Source organism: Microbacterium sp. Leaf151, assembly GCF_001424225.1.
Classification (GTDB): domain Bacteria; phylum Actinomycetota; class Actinomycetes; order Actinomycetales; family Microbacteriaceae; genus Microbacterium.
Genome location: NZ_LMOR01000004.1, coordinates 111593 through 126489 on the forward strand (window position 1 = coordinate 111593; position 14897 = coordinate 126489).

Here is a 14897-nt window from a genome sequence, read left to right on the forward strand (position 1 = left end):
AGCGAATACCGCGGCGCGGCGGGGCGAGCACCCGCCGCCCGGGCGGGCGGGGAGCGACCGTCACTCCGAGAACGACGGTTTCCGCGTTGTTACGCCTCCGTGAATGTCGAGATCATCATTGTTATCGGCTCGGCTGCGCTGATACCGTCGCCCATCATGAGCATCTCGGCCGAACGTACCACCGTTCTCGATGGTCTCTCCAAGGCGATCGTGGAGCAGTTGCAGGAGGACGGGCGCCGCTCGTACGCAGAGATCGGCAAGGCCGTGGGCCTCAGCGAGACCGCGACGCGCCAGCGCGTGCAGAAGATGCAGGATGCCGGCATCCTGCAGATCGTCGCTGTCACCGATCCGCTGCAGCTGGGGTTCGCGCGACAGGCCATGATCGGCGTGCGCGTGTCGGGTGACACCCGGGTCGCGGCCGCCCAGATGACGGAACTCCCCGGTGTGACGTACGTCGTCTCGACCGCGGGGTCGTTCGACCTCCTCGTCGAGGTCGTGTGCGAGAGCGACGACGACCTCATCGACCTGCTGAACGACCGCATCCGCTCACTGCCCGGCGTCGTCTCGACCGAGACGTTCGTCTATCTCAAGCTCCACCGTCAGCTCTACAACTGGGGAACACGATGACCCTTCTCGACACCGACCAGAACTCCACTCTCCAGGCGAAAGCCCGCGACCACCTCTGGATGCACTTCTCCCGTCAGTCGGTGATGACCGACGGCCCCGGCGTTCCGATCATCGTCAAGGGCGAGGGCCACCACATCTTCGACTCCACAGGGAAGCGCTACATCGACGGCCTCGCCGGGTTGTTCGTGGTCAACGCCGGTCATGGGCGGCGACGCATCGCGCAGGCGGCGGCGAAACAGGCCGAGGAGTTGGCGTTCTTCCCGCTCTGGTCCTACGCCCACCCCGCCGCGATCGAACTCGCGGAGCGCCTCGCGAACCTCGCCCCCGGCGACCTCAATCACGTCTTCTTCTCGACGGGCGGCGGCGAGGCCGTCGAGACCGCGTTCAAGCTGGCGAAGCAGTACTGGAAGACCCAGGGCAAGCCCTCGAAGCACAAGGTGATCTCCCGCGCGATCGCCTACCACGGCACGACGCAGGGCGCCCTGGCGATCACGGGCCTGCCCGTCATGAAGCACATGTTCGAGCCCGTCACGCCGGGGGGCTTCCGCGTGCCGAACACGAACTACTACCGCGCCGAGGAGTCGGGCTTCGGGGGCGGCACCCCCGAGGAGTTCGGCCTGTGGGCCGCCGACCGCATCGAGCAGATGATCCAGTTCGAGGGGCCCGAGACGGTCGCCGCGGTCTTTCTCGAACCGGTGCAGAACGCCGGCGGATGCTTCCCGGCCCCGGCGGGGTATTTCCAGCGGGTGCGCGAGATCTGCGACAAGTACGACGTGCTGCTCGTCTCCGACGAGGTCATCTGCGCCTTCGGTCGTCTCGGGCACTACTTCGGCGCCAGCGCGTACGACTACCAGCCCGACATGATCACCTTCGCCAAGGCCGTCACGAGCGGCTACTCGCCGCTGGGAGGCACGATCATCAGCGATCGCGTCTACGAGCCCTTCGCGCACGGCGACGCGTCGTTCCCGCACGGCTACACCTTCGGCGGACACCCGGTGTCGGCCGCGGTGGCACTGGAGAACCTCGACGTCTTCGAGGAGGAGGGGCTTCTCGAGAACGTCCGCACGAACTCCCCCGTCTTCCGCTCGACGCTGGAGCAGCTCCTCGACCTGCCGCTCGTCGGAGACGTGCGCGGAGACGGCTACTTCTTCGGCATCGAGCTCGTGAAGGACAAGGCCACCAAAGAGACCTTCGACGACGACGAGTCGGAGCGATTGCTGCGCGGCTTCCTCTCGAAGGCCCTCTTCGAGGCCGGACTCTACTGCCGCGCCGACGACCGTGGCGACCCCGTCATCCAGCTCGCCCCGCCCCTGACCATCGGCCCGTCCGAATTCATCGAGATCGAACAGATCCTCCGCGCGACCCTCACCGAGGCGGCGAACCGTCTCTGACAGACCGGGGATGCCGAGCCCACCCCGTTCGGCATCCTCACCCCGCCCTGCTCCACGGCCCGACCCCGGCCGACACGTCCGCTCCCACTCAGAGCGGTGCTCCGCGTGCTGTACCCCGCCATCAGCCCCACGGACGCGACACACGATCGCGCACCGCACCCGCTCGCGCGACACCCGATCGCGCCCCGCACCCTCTAGGAGGAGCCACGAACGAGAACATCGCCGCCCCGACGGCCACGTCCGGCTCGGCAGCAAAGCTCGCCCGCACCCTCGGCCTCTGGTCGATCGTGGGTCTCGGCCTCGGTTACATGACCCCGACCGTCGTGTTCGACACCTTCGGCCTCGTCGCCGACGAGACGAACAACGTCGTCCCCGCGGCCTACGCGGTGGCCCTCATCGTGCTCGCCTTCACCGCCGTGAGCTACGGCAAGATGGTCCGGGTCGTTCCGAGCGCGGGCTCCGCCTACACCTACGCTCGGGAGTCCATCCACCCCGGCGTCGGCTTCGTCGTCGGGTGGACCGCTCTCACGGACTACCTGCTGCTCCCCATGGTCAACGCGCTGATCCTGCGCAGCTACATGGAAGCGCTCTTCCCCGACGTCCCCGGGTGGCTCTGGGTCGTCGTCTTCACCGCGGGCGTCACCGGCGTCATCTATCTGACGATGCGCGGCACCTCGAACATCAACATGATCCTGCTTGTCTTCTCCATCGTCGTCATGACGGTGTTCGTCGTCATGGTGGTGGTGCAGCTCGTGGGCGGAGCGGGCGCGGGGACGCCCGTCTCGCTCGCGCCCTTCGTCCACGACGACGTGCAGTTCGGCGCCGTCCTGGCGGGCGCCACGATCGTGTGCTTCTCGTTCATCGGCTTCGACGCAGTGTCGATGTACTCCGAAGAAGCCAAGACGCCCAAGATCATGCCCCGCGCGATTCTCCTCACGCTCGTTGCCGGAGGTGTCATCTTCCTCATCGCGGCATACGTCACGCAGCTGCGCTTCCCCGACGCGTCGGCGTTCCCGACCGAGGCGATCGAGAACAGCACCCTGCCCGAGATCGGCGTCCAGGTCGGCGGGCCGGTGCTGCAGGCTGTGCTGACGGCTGCCGGATTCGCTGCGACCCTGGCGTCGTGGCTCGCCTCTCACGCGTCGGTCTCGCGGATGCTGATGGTGATGGGGCGCAACAACGTGCTGCCCCGCCGCATCTTCGGCTTCGTCAACCCCAAGACGCACACCCCGACGATCTCGATCGTGATCGTGGGCCTCGTCAGCCTGCTCGCGATCTCGTTCACCCTCGAGCAGATCGCGGCGTACATCAACTACGGCGCGCTCGTGGCCTTCACCTTCGTGAACGTCTCGGTGATCGCGTGGTTCGCCGTCCGCAGGGGGCTGCGCAAGACCCCGGGCGACATCTTCCGCTACATCGTGATGCCGGGCATCGGCGTGCTCCTCACGGGCCTGCTGTGGGTCAACCTCGACGCGCACGCCCTCATCGGCGGTCTCATCTGGACCAGCCTCGGCGTGGTGTACCTCGTCATCCTCACGCGCGGCTTCCGCCGCCCGATCGCCTCGTTCGACGAGAACCAGCCGGTGACCGGTGTCAACAAGACGGTGTCGGGCCCGCGCTCCGACCTGTGACCCGCGCCGGGGGCGTGGCGCCGGCGACCGGATGTCACGCCTCCGGCGCTCCCGCGCGAGTCGCCGCCGGCGCGGTCGTCACGCGCCCGCACTCCTCCGGACGTCTCCACCCGGGCAGGGCCCCGGCGACCGGATGCCACTCGCCGCGGCCCCGCCGGAGTCCCCGCGACGGCCTCTCAGCCCGGCGCGCTCGCGGTCACCGGATCCATGGCGACCAGCGCCCCCGACGGCATCCGCGCCGTACCGGTGATGAGCACCGTGTACGCGTGCCCCGGCTGCCGGTCGGTGAAGACGGTCGACGAGCGTGAGCCCGAGACGGTGACCGGGTACTCCCGCCCCGTGGTCGTGTCGGTGACGGTGAGCGCGAACGAGGTGAACGAACCGATGTCGTTGGTGGCCCACGTGATGGCGAGACCGGCGGCGTCCGTGGAGACCGTGAGCGAGGCGATGCGGGGAATGCCGGCAATGGCGGCCACGAGGTCGGGCGTGCCGGCGGGGAGGCCTGAGATGTGCCCCGTCGCGGCAGCGGTGGTGAGTTCCTGCTGCACCTCCGCCGTCGCCCACGTGGGGTGGAGCTGAAGCAGTCGGGCGGCAAGTCCCGCGACGTGGGGAGACGCCATCGAGGTGCCGCTGATGGTGTTGGTCGTCGAGCCGATCCACGTCGAGGTGATGTCGGAGCCCGGGGCGAGGATGTCGACGCACGAGCCGAAGTTGCTGTACCAGGCGAGAGCCCGCTCCGTGTCGAACGCTCCCACGGTCAGAGGTGCGGGAGCGCTCGCCGGGGAGACGTTGCACGCGTCCTGCGCCTCGTTGCCCGCGGCGACGACGACGACGAACCCCGCCTCGACGAGGTCGGTGGCGAATTCGTCGACCAGGCTGATCTGGGGACTTCCCAGGCTCATGTTCACCACCGACTGCGCGGAGTCGTTGTTCTGCTCGATCCAGAGCATCCCGTACAGCACGTCGATGATCGATCCCGTGCGGCCGCACCCCAGCACGCGGACCGGCACGATCCGCACGTCCTTCGCGACCCCGTAGGTGGTGCTGCCGATCGTGCCGGCGACGTGGGTGCCGTGACCGTTGCAGTCCTCGGTGCCGCGACCGTCGCCGACCTCGTCGTGACCGGCGGCGACATCCACGCGACCGCCGAAGTCGGGATGGTCGGACTGCACCCCGCTGTCGACCACGAACGCGGTGACCCCCGCACCGGTCGAGTCGTACAGGTAGGCGTTGTCGCCGACGGCGCTCGAGTTGTCGACCGCGTCCAGCCCCCACGAAGGAACCGGCGTCTGGGCCTGGTCGGCGGAGACAAGGTCGTTCGGGATGACCGTGGCTTCGGGAAGCGCGTCACGCACCGCGGCGACGTCGGTCTCGCGGACGGCGGCGTACGCCACGTCATCGAGCGTGCGGGGGCTCACCACCGTGACACCGGGGAGGGACTGCAACTGCTCGAGCCGGTCGGCGGGGACCGCGACGAGGTCGTACGACAGTTTGATCCGCAGGCGCTCCTCGTCGGTGGCATCCGCGGGGATGCCGAGGGGTGCCGACCAGGCTTCCGTCGGCGCGGGGCTCGGTGTCGCGGGGGCGGGCTGCGCCGCACGTACCTCGGAGGTCGGGACCGACCGCGTGTCGTCGACGATCGGACGGATCGCGGAGCCCACGCCGGCGACGACGAGCAGCACACCGAGGAGGCCGAGCGCCCCCCACCGGCGCCTGTGGGTGGGTCGGTGACGCTGCGACACGGGGTCTCCTTCTGGTTCGTTCAGCACGACGCCACCGCCGAGGCGAGGGGCACGACGACGCGCGTGGCCCCGCGCGATGCGGGTGATGGGGCCCCGACGGCGGTGACCTCGGAGGCGACGAGTCCGACCCCGTCCTGGTAGATGTCGGATCCCACGCGGAACAGGTCGGCACCCAACGGAGTCGCCCCCGACGGGACGCCGCGGGCCGCCCGCACGACGTTTCCCGACACCATGAGCAGCGCGGCATCCCCCGTCGCCCGGACGACCGGCAGCAGTCGTTCGCCGGCGAAGAACGGGTTGGGGGTGAGTGCGCCCCACGCGGAGATCCCGGATGCCACCACCCCCGTGCCGAACGAGGAGGAGCCGTCCCAGCTGACGCGGTGGATCGCGCCCGCGGCGAAGAACAGGTCGTCGGCGAGGGGTGTCGCACCCGCTGGCGGGCCGCCGGCGGATCCGAACTCGAACGCCGTCCGGGTGTCGCCGTCGGGCAGGCGCAGGAGCCGCGGCGAGCCGTCGGTCGCGCGATACGGCAGATACGAGCGCCCCGCGGCATCGGCGTCGTGATCGACGAGCTGGCCGCAGAGGTCGACGTCGGACGCGACGAGACCGCCCGCACGGTGAAGCGCGGAGCCGGAGAGGAACAGGTCCGCGGCGACCGGTGCCGCTCCCGACGGGACGCCCGCGACAGCGGTGACCGCGCCGGAGACGGTGTCGAAGACCGCCGCGCTGCCGTCGACGCGCCGCAGCGGCAGCAGGAACGCGGTGGCATCGCCGACCGCGGGCGCGAGGGCCCCGACGGCGTCGATCCCGGTCGCGACGGCGCCCACGCCCGCGCGGTACAGCACGCCCGACGACAGGTACAGGTCGAGGGCGACGGGCGACGCGCCGACCGGCACGAGGGAGGCGTCGGCGAGCCCCCGCGGCGATGACAGCAGGCGCGCATCGAACGACGTCAGCGTCGCCGTCGCCCCCGTCGCCCCTGAGGTGGTGGCCGCGATGGTCCCGACCGCGCCGCCCGCGGGAACGTGGACCGAGCCGCACGGGGCGGAGCCGTCGGCCCCGGTCAGGATCGTCGCGGTGACGGCGCCGCCGTCGAAGGTGTATCCCCCGGCCAGCTGCAGCGTCACGCTCGCTCCGGCGATGGCGTCGACGCCGTCGGAGAGACGCACGACGACGTCGGTGAAGACGCCGCAGGCGACGCCGGCGTACGACGTCGACGAGAACGACAGCACGGGACCCGAGACGGCTGCCGCCGGCGACGCCGAGATGAGAGCAATCGCCGGAACCGCCCACGCGGCGGCGTGGAGGACCGCGCGACGACCGGGAGCCGCGTGCGGGACCGCGCGATGACCGGACACGGTGGCATCCCGGTGCGAGGGATCAGAGGGGTGGGACACGGGTGGCGGTCCTTTCTGTGCCGACCGCACCGGGTGCGGGGCGGGGCGGACGACGTCGCCGCGAGCATGCCCCACCGTCGGCGCAGTGCCCTCGCTCGTCGGACCGCGCGAGACGGGGTGAGGGCGGAGGAGGTGGCACCCTGTCCCGAGTCGGCGGGCTTCCCGCGCCCCGGCCACCGATACCCGCGCCGTCGTCCGATTCACCCGCCCCCTCGCCCGCCATGCGCGCGCCTCTCGAATCGTGGCCGCACGGGCCCCCCGGTAGACTCCTCTCAGTGACCCGCACCCGCGCCGAAGCCGCCTACCTGCGCTCGATCACGGCGTTCAAGAACCCCACGCTCGATCTGCTGCACGGTCGGTTCGCCCCCTTCGTCGTGGCCGTGCTCTCCGTGGTGTTCTCACCCGACAGATCCGCCGTGGCCGTCGCCGACGCGCACGTCGAGGTCGCCGGGGCCATCGACGAGCTGCGCGCCGCCGGTCTCGACACCGACGACGACCGTCGCATCCCCGCCGGTTCCGCGCGGGAGATCTGCCGCGGATGGGTGCGGGTGGGCTGGTTGGGCCTGCAGATCGAGGACGACGTCGAGGTGTACCGCCTGTCAGCGCACGCCGTGGGGGCTCTCGAGATCGCCGGTCGCGCGGGCGGCGGTCGGGCCCGCGTGTCGGGCTCTCGCGTGCGCACGCTGCTCGAGGCGGTCGAGCGGCTCGCCCGCGACGCCGAGAGCGACCCCGACCGTCGTCGCGAGATGCTGCTCGCGGAGCGGGAAGCCATCGACGCCGAGCTCGCCGCGCTGAACGAGGGTGTCGTCGAACCGCTCGACGACGAGCACCTCCTGGAGGAGGCCGAGAACGTCATCCATCTCGCCCGCGAGCTCCCGGCCGACTTCTCGCGCGTGGCCGAATCGATCGCCGCCATGCAGCGCGATGTCGTCGCGGAGCTCCGCCGCGACGTGCGCCCCACGGGCGAGGTGCTGCGCGAATACCTCGAACGCGGCCGTCAGGTGATGCAGGCCACCCCCGAGGGCCGGGCGTTCCAGGGGGCGCTGCGCCTGATCGGCGATCCGGAGCACATCGACGACCTGACCGACCAGCTGCACGCCGTGCTCACCCAGCCCTTCTCGCGGCTGATGACCCCCGACCAGCGGGGCGAATTGGATGCCATCGCCCGTCGTGTCGAGGCGGGGGTGCAGGAGGTGCTCACCGCCCAGCGGCGCGCCTCGCACGTCATCACCGCGCAGGTGCGCACGCACGACCCCATCCGCGACCGCCAGGTCGACGACCTGCTGCGCGGAGTCATGGCGGGGCTTCACCGCTGGAGCCAGACGCGCGTACCCGGACGCGTGGAGCCCGTACGCACCCTGCCGCTCGCCGACATCGGGCATCTCCGGCAGTCGCTCAGCGACGTCCGTCCGAGCGGTGCACCCGAGCCCCTGGCATCCGAGGATCCCGATGCGGAGTTCGCCGGCGTCGACACCCGCGCCTGGGGCGGACCGCACTACGCCGAACTCGAGGCGTACGTCGCCACCCTCGGCCGGGGCTTCGACCTGGCGACCGCGTTCGCCGGTGCCGATGCCGGCACCCGCCGCCCGGTCGACCTGGTGGGCCTCCTCGAGATCATGCACCGCGGCGGCCTGACCGAGACGGACGACGTCTCGATCGTCGAGGCCGTGCGCCCCGACGGCACGACGCGGCGCTTCGCGTTCGGGGCGGTCAGAGCAGAGAACCTCAGAGAAACGGATGCCGATGACTGACGTGGACCTTCGAACACCCGAAACCGACTCCCCGGTGTTCATCGCCCCCGTCGCGATGGAGAACGACCCCGACGCGCTGTTCGCCGGCGACCGCGGCATCCTGGATGCCGAGGTGCGGCGCGTGCTCGTGCGCATTCTGCAGCGCCGATTCCTGCTCGCTGAGAACTCCCCCGCCGAGTGGAAGCTGCTGATCGAGCACCAGCAGAGGATCGAGTCGCGTCTGAACGACCTGTTCGTGCGTCTCGTGGTGGATCACTCCCGGGGCGTGGCGTACAAGGAGCAGGTCCGCAGCGACGAACTCGACGTGCCGATCCTGTTGAAGGACGAGGCGTATTCGCGCGCCGAGACGCTGGTGCTCGTCTACCTGCGCACGGTGTTCCAACGCGAGACCACGGCCGGTACCGCCTCGGCCCGCGTCGACGTCGAAGAGGTCGAGCAGACCGTGCTGACCTACTTCGCCGAGAGCGACGGCACCCGCGCCAGCCAGCAGCGTGCCGTGCGCACCGCGATCGCGCGCCTGGACCGCGAGGGCATCGTCGAGGAGGAGTCCGAGGGCCGCTACCGCATCGGCCCCCTGATCGAAGTCGTGCTGAGCGCCGAGACGCTCCGCGAGCTCCAGCAGTGGCTCGACGAACAGACACAGGGCTCGCCCGTCGAGGTCCCGGCATCCGAGACTCCCGGGAAGGATCTCCTCTCATGACCATGCTCGACACGCTCTTCGGGCTGATCCCCGCCGCGTCCCGCGGGCAGCAGTGGGTAGCCGAAGACCTGCAGTTGGTGAACTGGGGCGGCTACGACGGCACGCACCGCGTGCGCTTCGCGCCGACGGCGACGCTGCTGTGCGGCGGATCGGGATCGGGCAAGTCGACGCTCATGGACGCGTACGTGGCGTTGATGATGCCCCACACGACCCCCTTCAACGGCGCGTCGAACGGCGCGGTGGTGGGGCGCCCTCGCGGGCAAGAACAGCGCAACATCCTGTCGTACGGCCGCGGCAAGCTCGACGAGTCGCGCACCGACGAGGGCACGAAGGTGCGGGTGCTGCGCGGCGACGGAGTCGACACGTGGACGGCGATCGCGATGACGTGGGCCGACCACGACGGCGCCCGGTTCACGGCGGTGCGGGCGTGGTACATCCCGGCCTCGGCGCGCACCCTCGACGACGCCGTCAAAGTGCGGGCGACCGTGCACGGAGTGTTCGACCTGCGGGCGCTGGAGCCGGCCGCGCGCACCCATCTGTCGGATGCCGCGGTGCGGGCGACGGGCTTGGACACGCTCCCGACCGACCGCGAGTTCTCGGCGCGGCTGCACGCGGTGCTGGGCATCGGCGCAGCGGGGTCGGGGGCGAAGGCGATGAGCCTGCTCGCCCGCATCCAGGCCGGGCAGCAGATCACCACCGTCGACGACCTCTACAAGCGCATGGTGCTCGAAGAACCCGAGACCCTCGCTGTCGCCGACGCCGTCGTGTCGCACTTCGACGGGCTCGAGTCCACGCGCACGCGCATGCTCGAGGCACGGCAGCAGGTGCGGGCCCTGCAACCGATCCGCGCGATGAGGACGCGTATCGACGAGGCCGCGGAGCGCCTCCGCCTCATCGACGCGCTCGGACGCTTCGGCGACCCCGCGTCGCGCGCGTCGCTCTGGCGCGCGCGGCGACGGGTCGACCTGCTCGGCTCCGTCGAGGCGGAACTCCGCGTCCGCACGCACTCCACCGACGCTCTCGTGCGCGAACGACAGGGGCTGGCGGATGCGGCCGAGGCCGAACGCGAGGGACTCGGCGACGTGCTGCGCGCAGCCGGCGGCGACCGGCTCGACGCCGCCCAGCGGGAGCTTCGCGGACTCGAGCGTCGCCTGGCGGGGATGGAACGCGATCGCGAGCGGTTCGAGGCGGCGTTGGCGGTGCTCTCGGTCGAGGTGACAACCGAGAAGCAGTTCGCCGCGGTGGAGGACGACGCGCGGCGCACCCTCGCGGACGCGGATGCCAAGACCGCCGTCCGCGAGGCTTTCGTCGCGGCCAGCGGCACCCACACCGACCTGCGCCAGAAGCTCGCCGCGCTCGAAGCCGAGCACCGCCGCACCCAGACGCGCGACGACAACATCCCGCAGCGCCTGCACGAGGCGCGCGAGGCTCTGGCCGCGGCAGCCGGTCTCACCGCCGCCGAGCTGCCCTTCGTCGCCGAGCTCGTCGACGTCCGCACCGAGTACGAGCCGTGGCGCGGGGCGTTCACGCTGGCCCTCGGTGGCTTCGCGACGACGCTGCTGGTGGATGCCGCGCACCTGGCATCCTTCCGGTCCGCGATCGACGGCGTGCGACTGTCGGAACGTCTGCGGTTCGAGGGGGTGTCGACGGGGCTCCCCGAGCGCACCGGCCTCGACCCCGCGACGCTGCCCGGACGCCTGGAGTACCGCCGCTCCCCCTTCACCGGCTGGCTGCAGGACCGGCTCGAGCAGCAGTTCGCGTTCCTGTGCGTTGATTCCTCCGCTGAGCTGGCCGCCCACCGCCTCGCGCTGACCGTGTCGGGGCAGACGAGTCAGGGTTCGCGCGGCGCGCACGGCGGATCGACCCGCCAGAGCGTGCTCGGATTCTCCTCCCGTGTGCGCCTGTCCGAGCTCGGCGAGCAGATCGTCGCGGTACGTCGCGACCTCGCCACGGCGAAGGCCGCGGTCGAGACGGCGGCCGCAGCCCTCGATGCGTTCGACGCACGGCGCAGCGCCTTCGAGAAGATCGTCGATCTCTCGTGGGACCAGGTCGACGTGGCATCCGTTCAACGCGATCTGGACCGCTGGAACGAGACGATCGTCGAGATCACGGCCGGCAACCCCCGCATCGCCGAGCTGCAGGAACAGATCTCGGGTACCCGCGCCCGCGCCGCGCGGCTGCGCGAAGAGATCGGCGGAGCCAAGACCGAGCAGCAGGCGCTCGCCGCGCGGTGGGCCGAGATCACGGATGATGTGGATGCCGCGCAGATCCTGCTCGAACGTGCGGACGATGCGGGAGTCGCCCTCTCGGACGACGAGCACGCCTATCTCGACAGCCTCTTCGTGGCGCCGGGCGCGTCCGATGCCACGCCGTCGCAGCTGCTGGCACGGTTCGACGCGGCCCTCGAATCCGCATCGAAGCGTCTGCTCGAGGAGCAACGGGCGGCGCAGGAGACCTGGGCCGACCAGCGCGAGAGCCTGCGACGGACGTTGACGGCGTTCATCGACCGGTGGCCGAGTCCCAACCTGCTCGCCGATCCCGACGAGTCGCTCGGCGACTTCGAGCGGATCCTCGCCGACCTCGAGGCCAGCGGCCTGCATGAACTCGAGGCGGAGTGGCGGGATTCGCTGCTGCGGCTGTCGGGCAACGACCTCACGAACCTCGACTCCGCGCTGACGCGGGCCATGCGTGAGATCCGCGAGCGCATCGCCCCGATCAACGACATCATGCAGGACCTGCCGTTCTACGACGACGCGCACCGTCTGCAGATCGTGCCGCGCGAGAGCCAGTCGGAGGTGCGTCGACGGTTCCGACGGGAGCTGCGCGATGTGCGTGCCGCGATCGACGCGGCAGGGTCCGACGAGGAACGCGAGGCCGTGTACGCACGGATGGCCCGGCTCATCGATCGCATCCGCCCGACGGCGCCGGACTTCGCCGACCTCGTCGACGTGCGCAACCACGTGCGGGTGAGCGCCGAGCGCTTCCGCGCCGAGACCGGTGAGCACGTCGCCCTGTACGACCACATCGGCGAGAAGTCGGGTGGTGAATCGCAAGAGCTCATCGCGTTCATCGTCGGCGCAGCACTCCGGTATCAGCTCGGGGATGCCGGAGCCGAGCGCCCTCGCTACGCGCCGGTGTTCCTGGACGAGGCGCTCATCAAAGCCGACGCGCACTTCACCAAGCGCGCGATCGGTGCGTGGCGGGGGCTCGGTTTCCAGCTCGTCATCGGCGCACCGAACGACAAGTACAGCGCGATCGAACCGCACGTGGACGTCGAGTACGACATCTTGAAGGACACGCGGGGGCGCTCGTGGGCGAAGGCGAAGGTGGGGGTCGCGGGCTGAGGGCGACGCACACGCGGGCGCTCGCGCGCGACGGCGACGGTGAGGCCGCGGGCCGACGCGGAGCGGCCGGGGTTCGTTCGGGGGCCGTCGCGGTGGAGGGTCGCGAGCGGGTCGCCGGGGGTATCTGGGGCTTCTTACCGCGGCGGTCGCCGTGGATCGTCGCGGTCAGGACGCTGGCAATACCTGGGGATTCATGCCGCGGCGGTCGTCGCGGAGGGTCGCGGCTTGGACGCCCGGGGTACCTGGGGATTCATGCCGCGGCGGTCGTACGCCAGGAAGAAGGGCGTGTTCGGAGGATCGCCTCCCCGACACCCGTCCCATCTCGCCCGATCGAAACCAGCCCTGCGCCGACAACTTTCTTCCGAGACGTCACAGTGCACGCGGCGCCCCCGGAAGCGGCACCGATATCGCCCCTCCCGCCGGACTCACGCGTCGTCCAGGGAAGCGGCGACGTGTCGTCGCCATCGCTAGAACGGCGGTGGGTCCTCCGCGATCTGCGCGCCCAGCGGAGACGTCCAGCGCAGGTCGCCGGTATCGGGGTCGCGGGACGGATGCCAACGGGATTCGTGGCGAAGGCGGTGATGATGTCGACACTCTGGCGCAAGGTTGTCGTCATCAGTTCTGCCGCCGTCGATCCACGCCGTGAGATGGTCGAGATCGCAGTCTCGGGCGGAGCGTCCGCACCCGGGAAACACGCACGTCGGTGACGTGACCCCGAGCCAACGGCGCAGAGCGGTGGGCACCCGGTAAGTCGAACGGTCGAGCGCGAGCGGAACGCCGGTGAGCGGATGGGTGAGGACGCGGACCCACGAAGTCGCCTCGCCCGCGAGCCGACGAGCGGTATCGAGGTCGATCGGACCGTAGCCGTCGAGGACGGCGGGCTCCGTGCCCGCGCCCAGCAGGGTGAGCGCGGGGACGGTCACGACGACCGCCGCGCGCCGCGTCGACGCCGGGGTCGCCGCGGTCGGTGAGAGGGGTCCCGCCGGGGCAGCGGGCGTCGAACCACGGACCGCCGAACCGCCGCTCCCCGAAGCAGTGCCCACCGAACCACTGCTCCCCGGAGCACGCGATCCCGAGCTACGGAGGGCGGAAGTTCCGTCAGCTGAAGAATCCGTCTGCGTTGCCGGCGTCGTCAACGGCGTGGGCTGCGCGGGCGGCGCGGGCGACGTGGTCACGAAGTCGGCGAACACATCGGCTCGTAGCTGTGCGAGCGTCCGGTCCTCGTCAGCGGCGACCCTCAGGTGACGGGCGGCCCGATCGATCCGTGCCATGGCGGCGGCGGCGCGATCCACGGGCAGAAGGGCCGAGAGCGTCGCCATACCGTCGAGTTCGGCGGTGAGCCACACGCCGCGGTCACGCGTCGCGCGTCGATGCCGGGCCTCGAGAGACTCTCTGTGCACTCGCTCTCGCAAGGAGCGAGCGGCGGCAACGAAGCGGGCGGGCGGGAGGTGGAGCGCACGATCCAGCGCGCCTTCGTCGAAGGCCCGCCACGATTCATGTCCCTCAGACGCAGGCGTTGCACAGGAGGGATCCGGGGTCAGCGCGCCATCGCCCGCAGGGCAGTCATCGTTGGCCGAGTCCAGCTCGGCGGAGCCGAGCCCGAGCTCATCCGGTGACTCCGGCGGTGTGGCGGTCGGTACGGCCACCGTCACGACTTCCGCGTCCGGCAGCGACGTCGCCAAGCGTGCCGACTCGATCGCGTGACGCTCGGAGATGCTCCCCTCCACGAATGCCGCCCAGACCTCGGGGCAGCGCGTCTGCAGCGTGTCGGAGTTGGCGGCTCGCGCTCGCACGGTCTGTTCCGACACGCAGAGTCTCGTCGCCATCTCGGCGATCGCGGCTCGCTCCGCCATGTCACGTCGGTCACGTCGCACGGCGGCGACCGTACGCCCGCGCGTGTCGTTCCACGCCAGATCGAGAGTGGGATCGGGACCCACCCACGGCACGGGGTCTGCCGCCGCCCGAGCGAGCACGAGCCGGACGAGCCGGTACTCCGCGGCCGTCGCGCGGTGTCGTTCGCGCACCCTCCGCTCCAATTCGTCGAGGAGCTCCGCGGGGGCCGCACAAGAAATCTCAGGATCGAGAACGCCGATCGTCTCGGCGTCGAAGGCGCCTGGGTCGACGAGCCCGACCTCGATCGCCCACGCAGTCTCGGCTTCCATCCGCAGGTCTTCGTCGCTTGGCCACGGCACGCCCCACGCCGTGCACACCGACTGTTGCCGGTTGCTCCGAGGTGCCGTGATGTCCATGATCCAACGCTAGCGAGGGGGTCCGACATCGGTCCCGGGCGCCGTTCAGTCCTCGCGAGAGGGGT

General features: G+C 70.8%; 9 protein-coding genes. 6 read left to right on the forward strand and 3 right to left on the reverse strand.

What is annotated here, in order from left to right; translation table 11 throughout:
• Positions 1-156 precede the first annotated feature (156 nt).
• From ASF76_RS11305 to ASF76_RS11315, 3 genes are all read left to right on the forward strand, one after another.
• A complete protein-coding gene (locus ASF76_RS11305) occupies positions 157-627 on the forward strand; it encodes an Lrp/AsnC family transcriptional regulator (RefSeq protein ID WP_055959993.1) in 471 nt (156 codons plus the stop codon).
• Positions 624-2018: an aspartate aminotransferase family protein gene (locus ASF76_RS11310; protein WP_055957579.1), complete on the forward strand. Its 1395-nt coding sequence runs from the start codon at positions 624-626 to the stop codon at positions 2016-2018. The genes ASF76_RS11305 and ASF76_RS11310 overlap by 4 nt, the downstream gene beginning before the upstream one ends.
• Positions 2019-2236: 218 nt before the next feature.
• Positions 2237-3649, forward strand: a complete 1413-nt coding sequence (locus ASF76_RS11315) for an APC family permease (RefSeq protein WP_082485171.1) — start codon at positions 2237-2239, stop codon at positions 3647-3649.
• A gap of 176 nt (positions 3650-3825) precedes the next feature.
• Here ASF76_RS11315 and ASF76_RS17220 read toward each other — a convergent pair whose 3' ends face one another.
• Together ASF76_RS17220 and ASF76_RS17225 are read right to left on the reverse strand one after the other, a co-directional pair.
• A complete protein-coding gene (locus ASF76_RS17220) occupies positions 3826-5391 on the reverse strand; it encodes a S8 family peptidase (RefSeq protein ID WP_055957582.1) in 1566 nt (521 codons plus the stop codon).
• 20 nt (positions 5392-5411) lie between these two features.
• Positions 5412-6788, reverse strand: a complete 1377-nt coding sequence (locus ASF76_RS17225) for a hypothetical protein (RefSeq protein ID WP_162240820.1) — start codon at positions 6786-6788, stop codon at positions 5412-5414.
• A gap of 275 nt (positions 6789-7063) precedes the next feature.
• Between ASF76_RS17225 and ASF76_RS11330 the strand changes: the two genes are divergently transcribed.
• Genes ASF76_RS11330 through ASF76_RS11340 form a run of 3 tightly spaced genes read left to right on the forward strand, consistent with a single transcriptional unit; the run spans position 7064 to position 12583 of the window.
• Positions 7064-8539 (forward strand): DUF3375 domain-containing protein, encoded by a 1476-nt coding sequence (locus ASF76_RS11330; RefSeq protein WP_055957591.1) that lies wholly within the window; start codon positions 7064-7066, stop codon positions 8537-8539.
• Complete coding sequence (locus ASF76_RS11335; RefSeq protein WP_055957594.1) at positions 8532-9239, forward strand: DUF4194 domain-containing protein; 708 nt, start codon at positions 8532-8534, stop codon at positions 9237-9239. Before ASF76_RS11330 ends, ASF76_RS11335 begins: the two co-directional genes overlap by 8 nt.
• Positions 9236-12583, forward strand: coding sequence for an ATP-binding protein (locus ASF76_RS11340; RefSeq protein WP_055957597.1), 3348 nt, complete (start codon positions 9236-9238; stop codon positions 12581-12583). Before ASF76_RS11335 ends, ASF76_RS11340 begins: the two co-directional genes overlap by 4 nt.
• Before the next feature lie 467 nt (positions 12584-13050).
• Here ASF76_RS11340 and ASF76_RS11345 read toward each other — a convergent pair whose 3' ends face one another.
• Positions 13051-14832, reverse strand: coding sequence for an HNH endonuclease signature motif containing protein (locus tag ASF76_RS11345; protein WP_082485022.1), 1782 nt, complete (start codon positions 14830-14832; stop codon positions 13051-13053).
• Positions 14833-14897 lie beyond the last annotated feature (65 nt).

Coding starts and splice junctions, on each gene's coding strand:
- ASF76_RS11310 (WP_055957579.1), top strand. CDS start 624: ATGACCCTTCTCGACACCGACCAGAACTCCACTCTCCAGGCGAAAGCC.
- ASF76_RS11340 (WP_055957597.1), top strand. CDS start 9,236: ATGACCATGCTCGACACGCTCTTCGGGCTGATCCCCGCCGCGTCCCGC.
- ASF76_RS11345 (WP_082485022.1), bottom strand. CDS start 14,832: ATGGACATCACGGCACCTCGGAGCAACCGGCAACAGTCGGTGTGCACG.
- ASF76_RS11305 (WP_055959993.1), top strand. CDS start 157: ATGAGCATCTCGGCCGAACGTACCACCGTTCTCGATGGTCTCTCCAAG.
- ASF76_RS11335 (WP_055957594.1), top strand. CDS start 8,532: ATGACTGACGTGGACCTTCGAACACCCGAAACCGACTCCCCGGTGTTC.